This window comes from Syntrophothermus lipocalidus DSM 12680 (genome assembly GCF_000092405.1).
Classification (GTDB): domain Bacteria; phylum Bacillota; class Syntrophomonadia; order Syntrophomonadales; family Syntrophothermaceae; genus Syntrophothermus; species Syntrophothermus lipocalidus.
Genome location: NC_014220.1, coordinates 371,061 through 391,772, shown reverse-complemented (window position 1 = coordinate 391,772; position 20,712 = coordinate 371,061). Strand labels below are relative to the sequence as shown.

The following is a 20,712-nucleotide window of genomic DNA, read 5'->3' as shown; positions in this document are numbered from 1 at the left end:
CCCTCAGTCAATAACGAATTCAGCCAGAGTCTTCTTATCGGGAGTCATCAGATGAATGGCGCACCCGAAGCACGGGTCAAAGGATCTCACTACGCGAACAGGCTCCACCGGGTTATTGGGGTCCGCCACCGGAGTATCGATCAAAGCCTGCTCCATAGGCCCGCGCTGGTTCAGACCGTCACGCGGCGACGCGTTCCAGGTGGTAGGAACCACCGCGTTGTACACCGCCGTCCTCTGGTGCTTGATGTGGTGCCAGTGCCCTAGAGCACCCCGCGGTGCTTCGGTCAACCCCATGCCATAAGCTTCGCCCGGTATTTCATAGGGTGTGGCAACCGGTTTACCCGGCTCGAGCTGCAATACCCATTCATCCATGGCGTGAGCCACCAGGGAACACTCGATGGCCCTGGCAAAATGCCGTCCCATTACCGAGAAGGCCTTTTCTCCTAAGTCCGTAACCTCTTTGACTTTCTTTATCCACATCCGGGCCAGCGGTCCGACCTCCATCACTATCCCGTTGTAGCGCGGGGCTTTAAGCCACGAATAGGCTCCTTCCTTCTTCGGGTCCGGAGTCACCACCGCTTCTGTCGGTTTCTTGCCGCCCGTATCGTCCTTGTACCAGGAATACTTTACTTCCTCCGCCACCAGGGACGGGTCGAAAGGACGGTACTCCCTGCGGATATAAGTGCCAGACGGGAAGAACTTCTCCTTCTTAACGTGGTCTTTGCCCTGTTCCAAAGGCATTCCCCCGTAAGCCAGCAGGTTCATGCAGCCGCGCCCAATGTCAAACCAGTCAGAATAAGCCTCCGCCACGGCCTTAACCGTCGGTACATAAACGTTGTCGATAAAATCGATGAGTTCAGCCAACCTCCATTTGAATTCCACTATCTTTTGCGTATCCGGCTGTTCGGTCGCTCCACCAACCACGATGCCCTGCTGGTGAGGCATTTTACCTCCCCATATCGCCAACATCTCCTGGGCTTTGCGCCTCATGTCCAATGCTTTGATGTAATTATCGACTGCCTGCTTGTTCACCGCATCCGGCAGACGGTAATCGGCCTGGTACCGAGGCACGAACGGGGGCACGTCTGGTCCCTTAACGTAGTCTAAAGCCGCTAAATGGAAGAAATGAAGAATATGCGACTGGATATAGTTGGATCCCAGGATCAGGTTCCTGATAATCCGCCCGTTATCTGGGGCCTCAATTCCGAAGGCATCATCCAAAGCCAGGCTTGCAGCCGTACCATGGGACACCGGGCACACCCCGCATATTCTCTGCATTATCTGGGATGAGTCCCGCGGGTCTCTCCCCTGCATGATCAATTCCATTCCCCGAAACATGGTTCCGCTGGTACGGGCGTCCACAACTTTACCGCCGTCGATCTCGACCTCTATCTTCAGATGCCCTTCTATGCGGGTTACGGGATCAACTACAACCTTTTGCGCCATTATTCCTCACCTTCTTTCGCATCTTTCTTGCCACCGATCCGCCCGGTCAGAATATTACCGGCCAAGTGCCCGCCGATACCGAGCACGGCTGCTCCTCCCAGAATCATTCCGAGCTGGTCAACTGTGGCAGTCATAGCCGGCCCTACCGGCATTTCCGGCATCCGCTCGTAAATCGGCCACCCTGGGAACTGCGGTTCTGTACAGCCTATGCAGACCCCGCCGCACTTAACGCACCAGTTGACCCCTCCGTTCCATAACCGGGTAGTCGCGTCACAGTGCGCGATCGGGCCTTTGCACCCCAGTTCCAACATGCACCCTGGATCCCCGAAATTCTTGGCAAAAATCGCGTTATCGAAGTACTGTCTTCTCTGGCAGTTATCGTGGATAATCTTGGAGAAGAACATCTTGGGACGTCCGAATTCGTCCAGTTCAGGATAGTCGCCGTAAAGTATGATATGCGCAATGGTTCCAACCATCCAATCCGGGTGAGGAGGACAGCCAGGAACGTTCACTATCGGTACGTTTTTGATCACTTCAGAAACCGGCTTGCAGTCTGTGGGATTAGGCGGAGTCGCGGGAATGCCGCCGTAGGCCGCACATGTCCCAAAAGACAGTATAGCCTTGGCTTTGCTGCCGATATCGTTAAGCAACTTCACGAAAGTAATAGGTTCCCCGTTTTCCTCACCCACAGTGCAGTACAAACCATCGGCCCCGGTTGGTACAGCCCCTTCGACCACTAGGAAGAATTTTCCAGGGTTTTCCTCGGCCACCTTGTACATCGCTTCTCTAATAGCCAAGTCACCGGCAGCAGCCATAACATTGGGATGATAACGGAGGCTGATGACTTTCAATAACACTTCCTGGATAGAAGGGTGAACCGTGTTGAGAAGCGAAATTGAACAACCTGTACATCCCGCTCCTTGGATCCATATCACCGGCGGGGCTCCCGCTTCGGCCGCCTCAGCCATGAACGGTGCCAAAAACGGCGACATCGATATGGCCGCCGCCGAACCGGCACACAGGCGGATAAACTCGCGACGACTGAGCTTAGTAGGCATTATGCTAGTCCCTCCCAACAACTAGTCTTCCTGACTAACCTGATCCTTGAGAGCTCAACAACGACACATTTTAAGCAGGCCTGCTGGCCCTCACGTCATTTCTTATGACTCTTTTCCTGCACCTCCTTTGCCCCGTCTCTGCAATCACATGTGCCCCCCTTTTTCTCACGACCGTTCAGCCGCAAGTTCCATTTCTGACCTCAGGACGGCACCGTTTGCCCCGTTTAGCAACACCGGTTTTTGTAAACACATCTTGCACCGCACCCAAATGTTACACCAAACCCGGATGTCCTCGACCTCTTAATCTCGGCACCGATTTATGCGTATCCCTTCCTAATGTCAGGGCCAACTGTTTTAGAAAGCCGCTTGCCCCGGGCCAATGCCAGCGGCAAGCGGGAAGAAAAAGATTGGGATTGGCTAGCTACAAGCAATCTTCTTCTTGTGAACTTCCTCTTCTAACCAGCGGCACCACTCGTCTATGCCCTGGCCGGTTCGTCCCGAGACGAAAAATATCTTGGCTTCAGAATTTATGCTGGACAATGCTTTTTCGAACTCCCTCACATTAAAGTCAGTCTGGGATAAGAGGTCCATCTTGTTTAAAAGAATGGCCCTGGCTTGTTGGAACATCAAAGGATACTTCCAGGGCTTGTCATTGCCTTCGGTCGTAGTACAGACTACCACCCGGAAGTCCTCACCCAGATCGAACTCGGCCGGGCAAACCAGGTTGCCCACGTTTTCTATAAATAGGGTATCTATCTCTCGCAGCTTCAATCGCTCGAAAGCGTCTCTAACCATCCGGGCATCGAGGTGGCATCCACCACGGGTGTTTATCTGGTAAACCGGCACCCCCGTGCTTTCAATGCGCCGGGCATCCCAATCCGTGTACAGGTCTCCTTCAATAACCGCCATGGTCATCCTGGGTTTTAGCTCCAAAATAGTCTTTTCCAGTATCGTGGTCTTGCCTGCCCCGGGCGAGCTCATTATATTAACTACCAGCACCGACCGTTGGGCAAATAGTTTGCGGTTCGCGGTGGCCATCATGTCATTAGCTTGCAGAACACCGGTCTTGAGCTCGATCCTTTTCCCCATCTAGCGATTCTCCTTCGAAATAATCTACGAGTAGTTCCCGCCCGTGTATGATTTCCACGCTAGCCGCTCCACACTCCGGGCAACTGAAAACACCCAAGGGCAAACCGCCAAAACATCTACCACAGGCCCTGCATCTACACTCCACGTCCTTTTCTTCTATTTCCAGTTTCGCATCTTTCCACAAATCATCATCCGCAACCAGCACATCAAAAGCAAAACTGAGGCTTTCAGGTAAAGCCATGGTCAGTTTGCCCACCACAATCTTAATCTTCGTAATCCTGGTTATATTATGCGCAGCTGCACTTTCCTGAACGGCAGCTATAATTCCTTCCATCAAAGCCAGCTCATGCACTTGTTGTTACACCCACCTAAGACAATCTTCGCCTCTCTATCCTAAGCGTAGAGGGCAAAAGGGCTCTGCTTACCAGCTTATTGATTTAATATACCGCTGGCCTGTCTTACTGTTAAGTGGTCCTCGTCTATTATCTCGGTTATACTGCATGAAATCACGGGTTATCGACTGCAAATTTCGCCGCAGGCAATTAACCTGGCCGCTAATCTGATATAATACGCTTAGAGTGAGTTACGAAGCGGGATTGTATACTTGTATACTAAAGACACAGAAGCCTATCGAGTGCAGGTGATGATGATGGCTCGCGCGTCTAACCAAGTTACGGTTTTAATCGCTGAAGATGAGCCCAGCATTCAGGAAATGCTGGAAAATTGTCTCCTTGCTATCCCTGGGGTTAGGGTTGTGGGTAAGGCGTCAAGCGGGAGCGAGGCTCTGTCCTTGGTTGAGGAGCTGAAACCGGACGCGCTTTTTCTCGATGTCAAAATGCCAGGACTGGACGGACTATCCTTAGCTTCCATCGTAAAGACGGCTAAGCCTGAAACTTGTCTGGTTTTTGTCACCGCTCACCCCGGTTACGCGGTCGAGGCTTTCCAAGTCGACGCCACTGACTACATCGTGAAACCGATTACCGCAGAAGCGGTGGCAAAAGCGATTACTAAGGTCCGTAAACAATTAGAAGCTGAAAGAATGACGCATTTGCACAAACAGAAGCTGACTATTCGCGACCACCGTGAAGTGGTTTTTATCGAGGCCGATGATATCGTATTTGTGGAAAAACTTGCTCGGAAAACCATAGTCCATACTATCAAAGGCCCATACACCACTACAGAACCGTTGTCTTCTCTGGAAAAGCGGCTACCGCCGAATTTCTTCCGTTGTCATAAAAGCTTTATCATTAACATGGACAAGGTAGAAAAGATTTCACCGATAGCAGAAAGAATTTACAGGGTATCATTTTATGACTACCCGAAGCATGTAACCATGGGCAAAGACAAGCTAAATGAACTGTATGACATTATGTCTTTAGAGCTTTGAACCGCGTAGCCTGGGAAGCTGGAAGCTCCCGTTGAACCGACAGGAGGTTGGTTTTGTGTGTTCAGTTGTAAACCCGCCGCTTGGCCATCGTGGCTAAAGGCAGCGGTACCTGTCTACCTTTTAGCTGTATACAAGGCCCATCGTATCCGAGCTACATTCGGCTCCTTTTGGAGTAAAATTAACCAAAGGCGAAAATTTTACCAGTGGAATTCACTTTTCTTCGCAGTTCTCTTGCAGGCCTTGCTGTTAGGCAGCTTTACCTTGACCGTAGCTCAGGGTTTGAGTTCTAGGACCCACCCTGTGGTACTGGGGTTGTTTTTTCTCAGCTTAATGGGTTTAAATGTTTATATACTGTTGCGTTCAGCCCATGTGGTAGAGGCCAAGATACTGACCGAAACGCAAAGCACTATCTCGGACGACATCATGAACCTTATCACAGCGGTCCGAAGCCAACGACACGACTTCTTACACCATATTCAAGTCATAAGCTCTCTCTACCACACGGGAAACATGGAGGCCCTGGGACAGTATCTATCCCAGGTCACCGTCGACGTGTCTAGGCTCAACAACCTTCTTAAAATCACCAGCCCCTTTATCGCCGCTCTGCTCAACATCAAGCTGTGCCAGGCTGAAGCTAAAGGGGTTAGGCTGGATGTGGAAGTGGAAGGACAAGTTTTTGGAAGTTCTACTAGGGATTACGATTTGGCCAGGGTATTGGGCAACCTTATCGACAACGCTATTGAGGCTGTGGAGACGAAAGAACCACCTGATAAGTGGGTAACCGTGGTAATCAGAGGCAGAGGTCCGTTTCTGGTGTTCTCCATAACCAATCCTGGAGAAATCTCACCACAGCTTCGCTCGGAAATCTTTAAATCCGGATTCACCACCAAGGGTAACCAACACCTCGGTCTGGGACTTCGCATATGCCAGGACTTGACCAAGAAACTGCACGGCCGGCTGGAATGCCGGTCCTGGCCGGAAGGGCAAGTCACATTTACTCTAACCCTCCCGCGAAATGATTGAAGACTTGCCCTCAACCCAAGCTTTAAAGCAGTCTGAGGCTGGCAATAATGCTGGGAGTAAAGCGGGCAAGATAGAATTTTGCGTGTTTATATTATAACTATAACTGATTTGATTTATGGTTGTAAGGAAGGTGGACTACAAAGTGCCTGCACTGAAAGTAGCAGTGGTAGATGGACAGGGAGGAGGAATCGGTCGCCTAATCGTCGAAAAGTTGCGTCAGGAACTGGGCGAGGAAGTCACGATTATGGGGCTCGGTACTAATGCGGTTGCAACTTCCGTGATGCTCAGGGCGGGTGCCAATGAAGGCGCAAGCGGGGAAAACGTGGTAGTCCAGTGTGCGAGCAAGGTTGACGTTATTGCCGGGTCGGTGGCCATTATAGCCGCTAATTCGTTTCTGGGGGAGCTGACGACGCGCATGGCGGAAGCCATTGCCAGTTCACCCGCGGTCAAGGTGCTATTACCGATAAACAGGTATGGTATCGAAATCGCCGGTGCCCTGGACGAGCCACTCCCCCTTCAGGTGGAAGACCTGGTACGAAGAATCCGAAAGGTGTATGATAACTTTGGTCGCGTTTGACTGAGCAAAGAATAGGTTATACATATCAGCGAAAGGCGGCGATAAACCGTGTGTCAGGACATGTCCCCTTTGGAGAAGGCGGTTCAGTTTCACGGGCACATCTGCCCCGGATTGCTTAGAGGCGTTCGGGTCGCCGAGTTTGCTCAACACTACCTGGGAATCAACCGAGATGAGGATGAAGAGGTCGTAGCCGTAGTCGAAAACGACGCCTGTGGAGTCGATGCTATTCAGGCCATTCTGGGATGCACTTTCGGTAAAGGCAACCTCCTGTTTAGAGATTACGGCAAGCAGGTGTACACCATTATCAGCCGCAATCAGAACCGAGCGGTTCGCATAGCCGAAAAGTTCGGGGCTCTGGTTGGCCCCGAATTCACGCGCTACCGGGAATTGGCGAATAAGAGCGGGCTAAGCCGGGAAGAACAATCGGAAAAGGAACAACTGCAGGCCGTGATGTTTGAGGCGATTATGACCCGCCCCTTCGAAGATATGTTCGACTACCGGGAGGTCAGTCCGGCGGTGCCCCCGCGGGCAGTCATCAGAAAAAGCGTCCGCTGCGACGGGTGTGGAGAAGCAGTAATGGAAACACGGGCTACTCTAACCTCCAAGGGCTGGTTGTGCCGGGAGTGTTTAGAAGAGCGAGCCAGCTAAGATTTTTTGGGGAAGGTTTCGGAAGAAGCATTTTCGCCTGCTGCTCGTGACAGGGCAGGTTTTACAGAAAGCTGGGGTGATGAAGGTGTGCGAAGCTAACGTTTACCTGGTGCGCCATGGGCAGGAAGAACTGGTCATGGAAAAGGTGGACCGGGTAATACCGAAGGCGGACTCGATTTTTATGGAAAACGTCTTCGGTGAGCGTAGGGTAATCAAAGCCCGAATAAAAGAGATGGAGCTGGTTCATCACCGCATCCTGTTGGAAGAGATCGAAGTGGCCGCAAGACAAGAGGAAACCGAGATCTGGCTGGAACCGATGACGGATCACGGCCATTTTCACCCAGGAGAAGAAGTCAGGTTAAGACTTCTCAAAGGTTACAACCTGCATCCCGTGATAGAGCCGGCTTATTCATCCTTGCAGGCTTTCGTGGTGGAAGGAGGTGAAACAAGAGAAGTAGAGCTGGAAAAGAAAGGAGCTGTTGTTGAGCTTACCCTGGGAAAGGGGGCAGATGGTTTAATAACCGCCTACGCCGTAGAAAAAGCCGACATCAAGCACTGCTATGCAAAAGTCATTGTGGAAATCGGTCATCACCATCACCACCAGTTGATGCCGGTGGGAATACCGCTGGAAATCGTTCCCGCCAAATACAGCCACGTACATCTAGGTGACCCTTACGAGTTTCAGGTCCTCTACGAGGGTAGCCCTCTACCCGGGGCTGAAGTGAAGGCTTCGTACCCTGGGGTATCCGGGCGGGACTATCCTATTCAAATGACTACCGACGATGGGGGTAAAGCCCGGGTCTTTCTCATGGCTCGCGGTAACTGGTTGTTTTCGGTTAAGCACCAAAACATCACCAGCACTTTTACCCTGGTAAAGGATTTCTAAGGTCAGAGAATAGTTGTTTTCCGTCGTCTGGTTCCTAAAAAGTGCAAGGGCGCAACTAACCAGCACCATGAAGGTGCTGCGCCCGCATCGATTGCTCAGGCTTCGAAAACCATAATTTCATACTGCCCAACGACGACCATGAAGGTGTCCGCTGGAGCGAAACGCCAGCTAGTTTCTTCATGGTTTTTTTATTACCAATTTGTGCCCGCTGTAGAAAATGTCAATGCCGCGTGAGTCAAGTTATTCTTGACTAATATCAAAGATATCAGTGTAAATCAGTAATCATCTTGTGTGCATCTGTGGCTCAAAAAGAAAAAGGAGGAGATGGAAGTTGCATATACCTGACGGTTATCTCAGCCCTCAAACGGCCGTTCCCTTCATTGGGGCTATGATCCCGATTTGGGGCGTGGCTACCAAAAAAGTAAAAGCCACTTTGAAGAAAAAGGAGACCCCGTTAATAGCTCTGGGCGCGGCTTTCAGTTTCGTTATCATGATGTTCAACGTTCCCATCCCAGGAGGAAGCTCAGGCCACGCCGTCGGCGCGGTCTTGCTGGCCATATTGCTCGGGCCTTGGGCCGCCTGTATCGCAGTTTCAACCGCTCTTATCATCCAGGCCTTGGTGTTCGCTGACGGCGGCATACTGGCCATCGGCGCCAACTGCTTTAACATGGGAGTGGCCATGCCTTTCTTTGGGTATTACGTGTATAAGTGGATCAAAGGCTCTGCACCCGGTCTGTCCCGTCGAGCACTGTGGGCGGCAGCTATAGCCGGTTACTTAGGAATTAACCTGGCAGCCCTGTTTACGTCGGTCGAATTCGGTTCCCAGTACCATCTTTTCCGGGCTGCGGATGGTACCCCACTTTACTTTATGTACCCCTTGAAAGTCGCAGTCAGCACCATGATGACAGAACACCTCCTCATCGCCGGGCCGATCGAAGCCGTGATTACCGCTTTAGGCTTGGGATTTGTAGCCAAGAGCTATCCTTCCCTGATCAGCGAAAAAGACCCGGTTCTACCGAACAACTCCCCGGAGGTGAGCATCAATGGTTAAAGGTTACAGACGTTTGTTGACAGCTCTAATTGTACTGGTTATATTATGTCCGCTAGGGCTGCTGGCAACGGGTACAGCCTTCGGAGAGTGGGGACTAGATGAGCTGGTTGATGAGGTGGGCTATATTCCGGCCGGTCTGGCCAAGTACGCTGATTTGTGGAAACACGCGCCCCTGCCGGACTACAGTATCCCGGGATTTACTTCCAGCTTTTTTAGCCAAGCGTTTGGCTATATCGTAAGCGCCGTCTTGGGAATGGTTTTGGTTGCCGCCGTGGTGACGCTGTGGGTTCGGCTGGCAGGCACTGGTGAAAACAATTAGTAGCTTTTGACCATGCTAACCTTCGTGCCACTCTGAAAACTTACGAGTCGCTAGGCAGAACACGCTTCTGTAATTGTCTGTGGTTAATCCCAGGGGGAGGAAGAACTGATGGCAATCCCCGAATGGATGGTAAGCCCTGCAGAAGTAGCTACCACAAGCAAAAAGGGCGGCAGTTTCACGAAAACAAACTTCATCCGCAAGACCATGAACCAGCTAAGAAAAGCCGTAGTGGAAGAACTGGCAACCGAGAAGCACGCCCGGGGAACCGGTCTCTGGCAGGGGCTGGACCCCCGGGCCAAGCTGGTATGTGTAGTGCTGCTTATCCTGTCCGCCGGTATGTCTTCTTCCATTTGGGAGTTAGTAACCATAGGACTCGGCACGGCGGTAGTAATGGCGCTGTCGCGCCTGCCGGTTTGGACTCTACAGAAAAAGATATGGGGGTTCATCCCCCTGGTCACCATAGTCATCTCCCTACCGGCAGCCCTGAACCTGTTTACCAAGGGTACACCCTTACTCGTACTGGCCCACCCCGGGTGGTCAGGTACTTTCTGGGGTATGACTCTCCCTGCTGAGATATACCTCACCCAGGAAGGTATGCTGGCCGTAGCCCGCTTGGGGTTGCGGGTAGGGGTCTCCCTGTCGCTGGCGGCTTTGCTGGTCTTGACCACCCCTGTCGGCGAAATCTTCAAAGCCCTGCGCGCTTTCCGCCTTCCTACCCTGTTGGTGACGGTCCTGGAGATGTCTTACCGCTATCTGGTGGTGTTTTTGCAGTTTTCGCTTGAAATGTGGGAAGCTCGGTTCTTACGGACGGTAGGTCGTATTCCCCTCGGCCGTCAGCAAAGACTGGTAGCTTCGTCTATGGGAGCCTTGTTTGCCAAGAGCATGGCCTTTGCCGACGAGGTACACCTGGCTATGAGATCCCGCGGTTACAGCGGTGAACTGGCTTTCCCTTATAGGCGGTCTCTTAAGGCGAGAGACTGGGGTTGGTGCTTGGCTTCGGCCGGCACGCTCCTAGCTGTATTATTGATATAAGAGGTGCAAGCAGTGGATAAGAAACCCTTATTCAAACTACGAGAAGTCAGTTTCGGTTATCGGCAGGGCGAGCCGGTTTTTTCCAATCTCTCCCTCGAAATAATGCCTGGCGAAAGCGTCTGTATCCTAGGTGCGAACGGTGCTGGCAAATCTACCCTTCTAAAAATGCTGGCCGGGCTCGTTTTTCCCTTTGCTGGCGGGTTAGAAGCTTTCGAGGAACAACTTACAGAAAAGCGGATGGAAAACGATAGGTTCGCTCAAGAGTATCACCGGCGGGTCGGATTCGTTTTTCAGAATCCCGATGCCCAGTTGTTTACCACCAGAGTTTGGGACGAGATTGCCTTCGGTCCGCTTCAGTTGGGACTGAGCCCTGAGGAGATCACAACCAGGGTTGAAGATGTCATAAAAATGCTCTCTATTTCCAGCTTAAAAGACAGATCCCCTTACCACCTCAGCCAAGGAGAAAAGAAAAAGGTGGCTATAGCTTCCGTCCTGGTTATGAATCCCCAAGTCCTTATATTGGATGAGCCTACTACGGGTTTGGATCCCAAGACCCAGCGCTGGCTGGTCGAGCTTATCTTAGAGCTGAACCACAACGGTCGAACGATAATCACTTCTACCCATGACCTGAACCTGGTGCACCTGCTGGCCGACCGGGTTTTGTTGTTGTCCGAAGACCACCGTTTGGTTTACGACGGTCCCAGCCAAAAAGTTCTTGCCAATCGCCGGCTTTTGGCGTCGGTCAATCTTATCGATGAATACAGCCACACCCACGACCAGGGCCAACACACCCACCTGTACGTGCACGGGTGAGGTTTATTCTAGCCCTGAAAAGACAACTAAGGCGGGCCTAACTAGAGCTTGTCAAACGGCCCGCCTCAGTCGCTTACCACTTTTTTCTTCGACCTTGTCCTCACATTCAACCGGTTCCAGTCCAACGCTGGTCAAAACCTCCTCAATTACCCGGTCTCTTTTCTGCCCCCGATCGCGTTTCCTGCGGGGTAGCGGTTCAAACGGTTCTATGGGTTCCAATCCCGCCCTGGCCAAGGTTTCTTCAATAACTCTCCTGTCCATTCTCCACCTCCTAGACTTCTACTTTATCAGAATCAGGCCACCTAATTCTATAGCATATGACAGAAATTATAACATGATAACTTCCACTCTGTACACCCCACATTTCCGGCTAATTCTCAATTCTTAATTCTTAATTCTTAATTCTTCATTCTCAATTTCCCTAGCGTCTCTGTTCTCGGGCCATCCGGTTGATGTCTACCCTTTCTCCCGATATCGCGAATATTATCATTTCGCCCACGTTGGTTATGTGGTCCCCTATTCTTTCCAGATGACCTGCCGCCAGTAATAGGGAAGTTGCCTGGTTAATAGTCTTGGGATCAGCCATCATATAAGCCAAAAGCTCCCGGAATATCTGATCGTACAGGGCGTCCATCACCTGCTCGTCTTCTACCAGGGTCCAGCACATGACCGGGTCTTCTTCCAGCATTGCCTGCGTGCATTTTTTCAACATTTCCCGCGAGATTTCACCCATACGGGGAATATCGATGAGCGGTTTCATATACTCCTGGTCTTTGAGCTTTATGGTTATCTTGGCCAACCCTTCGGCATAATCACCGATCCTTTCCAAATCCACGATGATGCGAAGAACACTTCCAATAGTGCGCAAATCCTTGGCCATAGGTTGCCTCAGGGCTATGAGCGACAAACACCTTTGCTCTATGTCCACCGTCATCTTGTCTACAATGTCATCAGAAGTTATAACCTCTTCGGCCAGCCCGACATCTTTAAGTACCATAGACCTCACCGCTTTATAAACCAACTCCTCCAGAAGGGTGGCCATCTTGACCACATCGCCCTTAAGCTGAACCAGTTCTCGATTGAACTCATCCCTGCCCATACCCTTCGCCCTCCTTTAGCCGAACCGGCCCGTGATATAATCCTCTGTCCTCTTATCCCGGGGATGTATGAAAAGTTCCTTAGTTGGCTGGAATTCTACCAGATACCCGTTCAAGAAAAAAGCGGTAAAATCAGACACCCTGGCAGCCTGCTGCATGTTGTGGGTGACAATAACAATCGTATACTCGTTCTTTAACTGGGCAATAAGATCTTCCAGCTTGGCGGTGGAAATCGGGTCCAAAGCCGAAGCCGGCTCATCCATCAAAATAATTTCGGGATTTACCGACAGAACCCGGGCAATGACCAGGCGCTGCTGCTGTCCCCCTGAAAGCCGCAAAGCCGAGGAATGCAGCCGGTCTTTGACTTCATCCCAGAGATTGGCCTGTTTAAGGCTGGTCTCTACTATTTCATCGAGGACGGTTCTCTTCTTGATGCCGTGAATGCGCGGTCCGTAGGCCACATTTTCGTAAATAGACATAGGAAAAGCACTCGGTTTTTGAAAAACTATTCCCACCTTTTTCCTAAGACCGACGACATCGACCCCGGGATCATATATGTTGACCCCGTCGATCACAACCTCGCCTTCAGTTCTGGTTCCTTCTATGAGTTCGTTGAGCCGATTGAGACTGCGCAAAAAAGTAGATTTGCCACACCCGGATGGCCCGATGAGAGCAGTCACCTTGCGGGCTTTCATCTCCATGCTCACCTCATGCAGGGCCTGGTAATCCTGATAGAAAATGTTCAGCTTTCTAACTGCAATTTTCACCTGGCTGAGTCCTTCCATTGTGCCGGCAAAACCTTCTTCGGCAGGCAACCTCTCATCCTTGTAATGGCAGCCCAGCTCTCGTGACACAGCTGTTATCTGGCTCATCCCGTATCCCCCCTTAAGTTCTTAAACGGCAGGAAAACCGCTGCAGGCTGCGGTTAGCCGCATAATTGACCATCAGTATAAGAACAACCAGCAGAAGCGCGGTGCCAAAAGCCCGTTCCATGCTTATCCCCTCAGAGGCCAGTACATACAAATGCACGGCCATGCTTCGGGCCGGGTCTGTCGGCAAAACAGGGGTCCCCAAAGCGCTCCCCGCAGTCAGCAAAACCGCGGCCGTTTCTCCAACACAGCGACCTATTCCAAGTATTATCCCCGTAATTATTCCAGGCATAGCCGCAGGCAAAACCATCCTGCTCACGGTCTGCCACTTGGTCGCTCCCAGGGCGAAGCTGTTCTCTCGAAACTCCGGCGGGACTGCCGCCACCGCCTCCTGGGCCGTCCGGATAATCGTGGGCAAGATCATGAGGGATAACGTCAGGCCCCCGGACAGCACCGACCACCCTAATCCCAGAAACAGCACAAAGAATACAAACCCGAACAGCCCGAAAACTATGGAAGGAGTTCCGGCCAAAAGCTCGGCCGAGATCTCGATCAACCTGGTAAACCGGCTCCGACGCGAGCTGTATTCGGTCAGGTAGATGGCGGTTCCAACCCCGAAGGGGACACTGATGAGCAAAGCCGTCAACGTTAGGTAGACTGTACTTACAATAGTCGACGATATACCGCCTTCCTTTCCCATGCGCGAAGGTACCTGGGTTACAAACCCCCAGCTTATGGTTCCAATTCCTTTTACCGCCACGTAAGCCACCATGGCCACTAACATCAGGGCTACCAGGCATGCTCCCAGCCAAATGCCGGCAAAAATAAGTCTTTCATATAGGCGAAGCCATGATCTCACCTATCTCCCCGCCTTCATGTTCAGACTGACGACTAGGTTCATAAGCAGTATAAAAGCAAAAAGAACCGTAGCCGTTGCGAACAAAGCCAGTTGGTGATCTCCATGCGCATAACCCATTTCCAAGACCACGTTACTGGTCATAGTTCTGGTCGGATCCAATACCGACGTCGGAATCCGCGCAACATTTCCGGTAACCAGAACCACGGCCATGGTCTCCCCTATAGCTCGCCCCATCCCCAAAACCACGGCCGCTATAATACCCGAACGGGCTGCAGGCAGCATTATCCGGGTGATAGTCTGCCAGTGAGTAGCGCCCAGAGCCAGGGACCCCTCCTTGTATTCCCTAGGCACGGCCAGAATCGCATCCCGCGCTACCCCCACAATAGTAGGTAAGATCATGATTCCGAGAATCAAAGCCCCGGCCAGCACGCTGAACCCCCAGCCCCCCAGGTTATCCCTGATAAAGGGAACCAGCACTACCAACCCCATAAACCCGTAGACCACAGACGGTATACCTGCCAGGAGGTTGACCACCTCGCCCATTACCTGCCCCATCCAGCTGGGAGCTATTTCCGCCAGGAAGATACTCAAGGCCAGCGCCAGCGGTACCCCCCACACCAGAGATCCGAAGGTCACCGCTATGGATCCCACCACCATAGCCCCGATGCCGAAGCGCCCGTTAGTAGGATCCCAGGTGGTCGAAAGCAAGAAGTCGGACAACCCCACCTTCGCAATGAGCGGCCCACCTTTGCTGCAGACAAAGCCGATAATGAGAACGATAGACAGAACCGATACCACCGCGCTCAAGCCCAGCAACCTCTCAATAAAAAGCTCAAAACTGAGCCCCGGCCGCCGGCTTGAGGTTGCCCTATTGACAGTATTACCTTCCACAGTCATGGTCTCAACCTCTTTTCCCACCCGCTTGAGCTTATGCCTTACCTTAACTCTAACCCGAAATGGTTAACCGACCGGGAGTAATTTGTCAAGCCCGTATAAACAATTTGTAAATTAACAGTTAATTTTTTGGGAGCAAACCCCCATGGCACCTATCGGTGTCACTAGCAGAAAACGAAAGCTCCGGTGCTCTTTCGAGAAAACGGGGGCCTTTATGCCAAAATCACAGGCTTATACTATCAGTGTGAATCCATAGAAATCAGTGTTCATCTGTGGCTCGTTTTCCCGGCAGGCTAAAATAAAAAACGGATCCGTTTCCGGGAACGCTTCGCACCCCGACCCTACCCCCGTGTGCCTCGACTATGTGCTTAACGATAGCCAGGCCCAGTCCAACTCCCTGTCCCCGTGTCCTGGCCTTATCTACCCGGTAAAAACGCTCGAAAACGCGCGCTGCCTCCTCCTCCGGAATTCCGGGGCCTTCGTCGATAACCTCAACCAGTATCTCTCCCGGCAATAGGGTTCCGCGAACGGTGACGGTTCCATCTGGAGGGCTGAATCTGGTGGCGTTATCCAGCAGGTTCATTAAGACCTGCACTATTCTGTCCCGGTCGGCCCGCACGACCAAGCCGTTTTCCGGCAGTTCAACTTCCACCTTCAGTCTCTTCTCGCTTAACCGCGGCTCGAATCCCTGCAGAACTGTATCCAGGCACTGCCCTAAATCGAATTCCTCCTGGTCCAGTTCCGCCCCGACCGACTCTAGCTTTGACAGCTGCAAGAGGCTGTTCACCATCCGGGTCATTCTCTGGGCCTCGTCATATATTATCCGCGCAAATTGCTGGACAGCAGGATTGTCGGAGTTCTCCATCATTAAAGTCTCGGCAAATCCGCTGATAGCAGCCAGAGGTGTTCTCAGTTCATGTGAAACATTGGCCACAAAATCTTTGCGTATGGTCTCAAGCCTCTTCAACTCGGAGATGTCGTTCAACACCACCAGTACTCCCTGTAACCCGGCTTCCTGCTTGACCGGAACGATGTTGGTTTCCACGGCCTTGCCTCCGAGGTTGTGGAGCACGAACTCCTTCTTGAGGGGTTGTCCCTCTTGAAACACGAAGTCCACCGAATCGGCCAAAGCGTAACTTCTGGTAACTTCGACGTGGTGCTTGCCGGTCACGTCTTTTTCTCCTACATCGAGCAACCTTCGTGCGGCCGGATTAATGTAGAGGATATCTCCTCCTTGTCCGATAAAGATGACGCCGTTAACGGTGTTGGTTAAAACCGTTTCCAGACGGTTTTTGGTGGCGGCAAGCTCGTTCATCTTTTCATCCAGCTTCTCGACCATCCTGTTCATTGCCTGGGCCAGAATCGCGACTTCGCCCATGTCCCTCTGGCCGCGAATCCTCCGTTTCAAATCCCCTTCAGCCATGGCCTGGGCCACTTCGGTAATTTCCTCTATGGGCTTCGTCAGCCTCTTGGCTAACCACCAACCCACCAAAACCGAAAGTAATGCAGCAGCCAGCATCGCCAGTAATGTAACCGCCCACAACTGTCTCAATAGGGAGTTGATAGCAGCCAGGGGAAGCGAAACCCTGACCACCCCTTCAATTTGTCCTTTTTTGACAATCGGCACTGCCGCGTAAATCATGTATCGATGGAGAGTGCTGCTGTACCTTACAATGGAAGTTTTTTCTCCGTTTAAGGCCCCCCTTACCTCGGGCCTGGCGCCGTGATTGGCCATGGTCTTCGGGTTCTGGCGAGAGTCGGCTAAAACCTCACCGGTTCGTGCCACTATTGTGATGCGAGCCTGAGTATCCTTGCCGGCCACCTCTGCAAGCGCTTGCACGGCATCACTGGGCCCAGATAAATCTTGGCTGGCGGCAAGCTCGGCAACCAACCCGGCCTCATAGAAAAGGTGGCGAGTCAAGTTTTCCATGTAAAAGTTGTCTATTCTTTTGATCACGACTATCCCCGTAAAAAACATGAACAAAGACACTATAACAACGTATGACAGGATAATTCTGGAACTAAAGTTATTCTTCATAACCTTTCTCCTCAAACTTATAGCCGATCCCCCTCACCGTCTCGATACCCCCGCCTTTCAGGCCGTAGCTCGCAAGTTTCTCTCTCAGCTTGCTTACGTGTACATCCAAAACCCTAGTCTTAACTGTATCACCGTAGTCCCACAGCCTCTGCAGCAAGTAGTCTCTTTTCAAAACCCTTCCTTTGTTTTGAACCAGCAAGGTAAGGAGCTCGAACTCTTTGCGGGTCAGATCTACCTTTTGCCCCTTTAAGAACACTTCGTAGTTTTCTGGGCGGATGAGTATCGGACCGGCCTCTATCTCCGGTTTGCCCTCATACAGGTCGAGATTTCTGCGCCTCAGTATCACCTTTATTCTGGCCATCAGTTCCCGCACGCTGAAAGGTTTGGTAACGTAATCATCGGCCCCTATCTCCAAACCGACCACCCGATCGATCTCGTCATCCCGAGCCGTTAACATTATAACCGGAGTATAATTTTTTTCCTGCCGCAGTTGTCGACATATTTCCAGCCCGTCACGATGAGGCAACATTACGTCCAGGAGGATAACATCCCACTCGCCTGACTGGATCTTGCGCCAGGCTTCGTCCCCATCCATCGCCACCCCCGTTTCATATCCCTCCCGCTCTAAATTATGTGTTAGCAAACTCACGAGAGCATGATCATCTTCAACTACCAGTATCCTGGCCTTCACTCTATCAGCCCCCAACCTGTAATGCTAAAACAACGGCCGGCTTCTTCTTCTATGTTAACGCTCCCAGCTCCACCTGAATACCTTTCTCCACGGTTTTAACAATCATATGCCGCTTAAACCGCACAATGCCTCTCCTATTTCCCTGAAAACGGGAGCCGCGGTCTGGCCACCACTGATCCCGTTTTCCACCAGCACTACGATAACCCAACGAGGGTTCTCTGTCGGCAGGTAACCGGCAAACCAGGTATCGAGTATTTCTTTTCCTGACTGGTCAAATCTTCCGGTTTGGCTGGATGCGGTTTTCCCTGCTGAACCGGTCCATTTTAGTTGTCCCTGTTTGCCCGTCCCACTTTTGACCGCCAGTTCCAGCATAGCTTTCAGTTGTCGGGCTGTCTTGGAACTGATTACCCGTTCCTTAGGCAGGGTATCAAACCTGCCTTCCCATCTCCCGTCAGCCCGGCGTATGCCTTTCACCAGGCGGGGAGCAGTCCACCTGCCATCATCAGCAATCGTAGCCACCAGGGATGCCACCTGCACCGGGCTCAGCATGACGCCTTCCTGTCCGATGCTGGCATTGCCCATAGCCACTGAACCTGGTTCCACTCTCACATACCCCTCGGGCTCAACCCCTGGATAACCGATTATTTCCGTATCTGTCACGCGAAGCCGCTGCACGTAATCCAGCAGTTTTTCTCGACCTAGCTTGAGGCCCACCTGGATCAACACCGAGTTGCAAGAATTAGCCAAGCCTTCAGCCAGGTTCAGCCAACCGTGCCCCTCTTTTTTCCAGCAGCCGATGGACACCCCGTTATCAAAGGCGTAACTTCCTGTACAGTTCCAGGTATCGTTTACAGACACCACTCCAGCCTCGAGGGCTGCAGCCGCGACCACCAGCTTGAAAACTGACCCCGGGTGGTACAAGGCTAAAGCCCTGTTCAAAAAAGGGCTGTCTTTTTCCTCCTTTACGGCTTCGGTCTCCCCGTCGTATCTAAATTTGGGCCGGCTGGCCATGGCCAGTATATCCCGGCTGGCCACATCCATCACCACTACCGCCCCTTTTTGAACCCTGCGGTCCATTACTTTTTCCACTGCTTCCTGCAACCTCTGATCGACCGTCAATACAACGTTGTTCCCCTGACCGGAATCTTCTCTTTTCCGCACTTTTGGAGGAATACCGGGAATGGGATTACCTCTGGCATCGACCATTACTGCCACCTCGTTCACGGGTCCAGGGGGAACGCGGCGCAGAACCTCGTCGTATCTCTTTTCGACACCGGAAACTCCGGACCACTCCTCTGCATGAGGCGCGCCGAGCAAGTCCTCTTTCAATTTCACCTCGCCCAGGAGATGACAGGCAAACCCGTCATCGCCGTATCGCCTTTGTACGGGCAGCAGGTTCACCCCGTCAACCGGGCTCCGTTCAAGAATGTCAAGCTCATACCTGGCTACCGGCAGTTTGAGCAACACCAGGGCCTGCCCCTCTTTTTGGCCCCGGATGAAACGGTTCTCGACCGCCGCCACTTCTTTATCATCCCAACCCAATCTCGCGGCCAGTTCCTCTGTCGTGTGTCGAGGGTCTTTTACCAGTTGCGGCCAGCCGTATAGCCCCCATACCGTGTACTTGCCGGTTAAAGGCACACCGTTGCGGTCCAGGATATCGCCCCGTGGTATGTCCCGCAGCCCCACCGTTCGGCTGTGCATTTCCGCCGTTTGGCCTGCGGTATGTGAGGCCTGTAAAACCTGGTAGTAGAACAGGACGCCACCCAGCCCGAGGTACACCCCTAGGAATGAACACATCAACTGCAAGCACCTGTTTTTGTCCATGAAAAACAATACCTCCGGAAGGCCTTTTTCTTAGGTTAGGCTCGTCCGGAGGCTGTTATTCCCAGCACTATTCCTTCACGTCACTTTACGGCGACAGCTCCTTCACGCTCGATAATTTTCTGGCCTTCTTCGCTCAACACAAACTCGATAAAAGCCTCGGCCAAACCGGTTGGCTCGCCTTTAGTCACGTATATAAACGGCCGCGAAATCTTGTACTGCCCCGACTTTACGGTTTCTCTATCTGGCTTAACCCCGTCAACCGCCAGGGCTTTAACCCCAGAGTCGATGCTTGCCATCGACATGTACCCGATGGCGTTCCTATCTCCGGCTACCGTGGTTCTAACTGCTCCCGTAGAATTTGCCACCAGGGCCTTGTCGCTGATCGGCTCTTTGTTCATGACCAGGTTCTCGAAACCGTCCCTGGTCCCCGAACCGGCTTCCCGGGTGACGAGGGTAATCGGGGCATCCTCTCCTCCTACCTGCTTCCAGTTGGTTATCTTGCCGAGAAAGATATCCCGCACCTGTGCCACCGACAGCTCGTTAACCTTGTTCGCCGGGTTTACCACTACGACAATACCGTCCTTGGCAATCACAAACTCCCGCATCCCTTCCTTTTCTTCCGGCTTCAGGTCTCGCGAAGAGGCCCCGATCTCAGCTGCGCCGCTTCGGGCTGCCTCTATCCCCTGGCTCGACCCTCCTCCTTGCACGTTAACCCTGGCCTTAGGATTCTCGGCCATGAATGCTTCCGCCAAGACCTCGGAAAAAGGCTGAACCGAGGTTGATCCCGCCACCGTAATGGTACCTTTCAAACCCTCCTCGGTTTTTCCTGCCCCATCTTTCGGTGCTCCCGCTTTCCCGCCACATCCAGATATGAGCACCGAGAACAAAAACACCGCAACCAACGTTGAGACGATTCTCCTCATGATCCACCAGCCTCCTCTCAATTTGTAAACTGTTCTTTCTGGTTCTACAGTATCAAGGCAAAGTCAAGTTGACATTATGCCAATGTTAATGCAGGTACAATTTCGGTTAAAAACAAGTAAAAAAACCGCCGGCCAAGACAGGTGATCTCAGTCTGCCGGCGGTATGTCTTCATCGAACCGTATAAAGG

22 protein-coding genes are annotated in these 20,712 nt (G+C 52.2%); 9 read left to right on the top strand and 13 right to left on the bottom strand.

Annotated features, from left to right (window positions below; all coding sequences use genetic code 11):
* Positions 1–3: 3 nt before the first annotated feature.
* The 4 genes from SLIP_RS01870 to SLIP_RS01855 form a co-directional block, all read right to left on the bottom strand.
* Entirely contained in the window at positions 4–1,446 is a 1,443-nt protein-coding gene (locus SLIP_RS01870) for a nickel-dependent hydrogenase large subunit (protein ID WP_013174572.1), read from the bottom strand.
* On the bottom strand, positions 1,446–2,504 hold the full coding sequence (locus SLIP_RS01865; RefSeq protein ID WP_013174571.1) for a hydrogenase small subunit: 1,059 nt from the start codon (positions 2,502–2,504) through the stop codon (positions 1,446–1,448). The genes SLIP_RS01870 and SLIP_RS01865 overlap by 1 nt, the downstream gene beginning before the upstream one ends.
* A gap of 417 nt (positions 2,505–2,921) precedes the next feature.
* Positions 2,922–3,593, bottom strand: coding sequence for a hydrogenase nickel incorporation protein HypB (hypB, locus tag SLIP_RS01860; RefSeq protein ID WP_013174570.1), 672 nt, complete (start codon positions 3,591–3,593; stop codon positions 2,922–2,924).
* Positions 3,550–3,945, bottom strand: a complete 396-nt coding sequence (locus tag SLIP_RS01855; protein WP_013174569.1) for a hydrogenase maturation nickel metallochaperone HypA/HybF — start codon at positions 3,943–3,945, stop codon at positions 3,550–3,552. Before SLIP_RS01855 ends, hypB begins: the two co-directional genes overlap by 44 nt.
* A gap of 252 nt (positions 3,946–4,197) precedes the next feature.
* Here SLIP_RS01855 and SLIP_RS01850 point away from each other — a divergent pair, with 252 nt between their 5' ends.
* The 9 genes from SLIP_RS01850 (at position 4,198) to SLIP_RS01810 (ending at position 11,329) form a co-directional block, all read left to right on the top strand.
* Positions 4,198–4,980: a LytR/AlgR family response regulator transcription factor gene (locus SLIP_RS01850; protein ID WP_013174568.1), complete on the top strand. Its 783-nt coding sequence runs from the start codon at positions 4,198–4,200 to the stop codon at positions 4,978–4,980.
* A 57-nt stretch (positions 4,981–5,037) separates the two neighbouring features.
* Entirely contained in the window at positions 5,038–6,003 is a 966-nt protein-coding gene (locus tag SLIP_RS01845) for a sensor histidine kinase (protein ID WP_013174567.1), read from the top strand.
* Between the two features lie 151 nt (positions 6,004–6,154).
* Entirely contained in the window at positions 6,155–6,580 is a 426-nt protein-coding gene (locus SLIP_RS01840) for a DUF3842 family protein (RefSeq protein WP_041433273.1), read from the top strand.
* A 48-nt stretch (positions 6,581–6,628) separates the two neighbouring features.
* The gene (locus tag SLIP_RS01835) at positions 6,629–7,228 is read left to right on the top strand and encodes an FmdE family protein (RefSeq protein ID WP_013174565.1); all 600 of its coding nucleotides are present in this window, start codon (positions 6,629–6,631) and stop codon (positions 7,226–7,228) included.
* A 79-nt stretch (positions 7,229–7,307) separates the two neighbouring features.
* Complete coding sequence (locus SLIP_RS12290) at positions 7,308–8,114, top strand: CooT family nickel-binding protein (RefSeq protein ID WP_148216490.1); 807 nt, start codon at positions 7,308–7,310, stop codon at positions 8,112–8,114.
* Positions 8,115–8,445: 331 nt separating this feature from the next.
* Complete coding sequence (gene cbiM / locus SLIP_RS01825; protein ID WP_013174563.1) at positions 8,446–9,165, top strand: cobalt transporter CbiM; 720 nt, start codon at positions 8,446–8,448, stop codon at positions 9,163–9,165.
* Complete coding sequence (locus SLIP_RS12875) at positions 9,158–9,484, top strand: PDGLE domain-containing protein (RefSeq protein ID WP_013174562.1); 327 nt, start codon at positions 9,158–9,160, stop codon at positions 9,482–9,484. The genes cbiM and SLIP_RS12875 overlap by 8 nt, the downstream gene beginning before the upstream one ends.
* A 108-nt stretch (positions 9,485–9,592) precedes the next feature.
* The gene (gene cbiQ / locus SLIP_RS01815; protein ID WP_013174561.1) at positions 9,593–10,516 is read left to right on the top strand and encodes a cobalt ECF transporter T component CbiQ; all 924 of its coding nucleotides are present in this window, start codon (positions 9,593–9,595) and stop codon (positions 10,514–10,516) included.
* A gap of 12 nt (positions 10,517–10,528) precedes the next feature.
* Positions 10,529–11,329 carry an energy-coupling factor ABC transporter ATP-binding protein gene (locus SLIP_RS01810; protein ID WP_013174560.1) on the top strand — a complete coding sequence of 267 codons (801 nt, stop codon included), beginning with the start codon at positions 10,529–10,531 and terminating at the stop codon, positions 11,327–11,329.
* Positions 11,330–11,380: 51 nt separating this feature from the next.
* Here the strand turns inward: SLIP_RS01810 and SLIP_RS01805 are convergent, their stop codons facing one another.
* The 9 genes from SLIP_RS01805 to SLIP_RS01765 all read right to left on the bottom strand — a co-directional run bounded on the left by SLIP_RS01805 (position 11,381) and on the right by SLIP_RS01765 (position 20,524).
* On the bottom strand, positions 11,381–11,590 hold the full coding sequence (locus SLIP_RS01805) for a hypothetical protein (RefSeq protein ID WP_013174559.1): 210 nt from the start codon (positions 11,588–11,590) through the stop codon (positions 11,381–11,383).
* A 160-nt stretch (positions 11,591–11,750) separates the two neighbouring features.
* On the bottom strand, positions 11,751–12,428 hold the full coding sequence (gene phoU, locus SLIP_RS01800) for a phosphate signaling complex protein PhoU (protein WP_013174558.1): 678 nt from the start codon (positions 12,426–12,428) through the stop codon (positions 11,751–11,753).
* Between the two features lie 15 nt (positions 12,429–12,443).
* Positions 12,444–13,211, bottom strand: a complete 768-nt coding sequence (gene pstB / locus SLIP_RS01795) for a phosphate ABC transporter ATP-binding protein PstB (RefSeq protein WP_041433268.1) — start codon at positions 13,209–13,211, stop codon at positions 12,444–12,446.
* Between the two features lie 100 nt (positions 13,212–13,311).
* A complete protein-coding gene (gene pstA / locus SLIP_RS01790) occupies positions 13,312–14,154 on the bottom strand; it encodes a phosphate ABC transporter permease PstA (protein WP_013174556.1) in 843 nt (280 codons plus the stop codon).
* On the bottom strand, positions 14,155–15,051 hold the full coding sequence (pstC, locus tag SLIP_RS01785) for a phosphate ABC transporter permease subunit PstC (RefSeq protein ID WP_013174555.1): 897 nt from the start codon (positions 15,049–15,051) through the stop codon (positions 14,155–14,157). It abuts the gene before it with no gap.
* A 256-nt stretch (positions 15,052–15,307) separates the two neighbouring features.
* Complete coding sequence (locus SLIP_RS01780; RefSeq protein WP_013174554.1) at positions 15,308–17,086, bottom strand: sensor histidine kinase; 1,779 nt, start codon at positions 17,084–17,086, stop codon at positions 15,308–15,310.
* The gene (locus tag SLIP_RS01775; RefSeq protein ID WP_013174553.1) at positions 17,076–17,777 is read right to left on the bottom strand and encodes a response regulator transcription factor; all 702 of its coding nucleotides are present in this window, start codon (positions 17,775–17,777) and stop codon (positions 17,076–17,078) included. Before SLIP_RS01775 ends, SLIP_RS01780 begins: the two co-directional genes overlap by 11 nt.
* A gap of 102 nt (positions 17,778–17,879) precedes the next feature.
* The gene (locus SLIP_RS01770; RefSeq protein ID WP_013174552.1) at positions 17,880–19,601 is read right to left on the bottom strand and encodes a peptidoglycan D,D-transpeptidase FtsI family protein; all 1,722 of its coding nucleotides are present in this window, start codon (positions 19,599–19,601) and stop codon (positions 17,880–17,882) included.
* An 80-nt stretch (positions 19,602–19,681) separates the two neighbouring features.
* A complete protein-coding gene (locus SLIP_RS01765) occupies positions 19,682–20,524 on the bottom strand; it encodes a phosphate ABC transporter substrate-binding protein (protein WP_013174551.1) in 843 nt (280 codons plus the stop codon).
* Positions 20,525–20,712 lie beyond the last annotated feature (188 nt).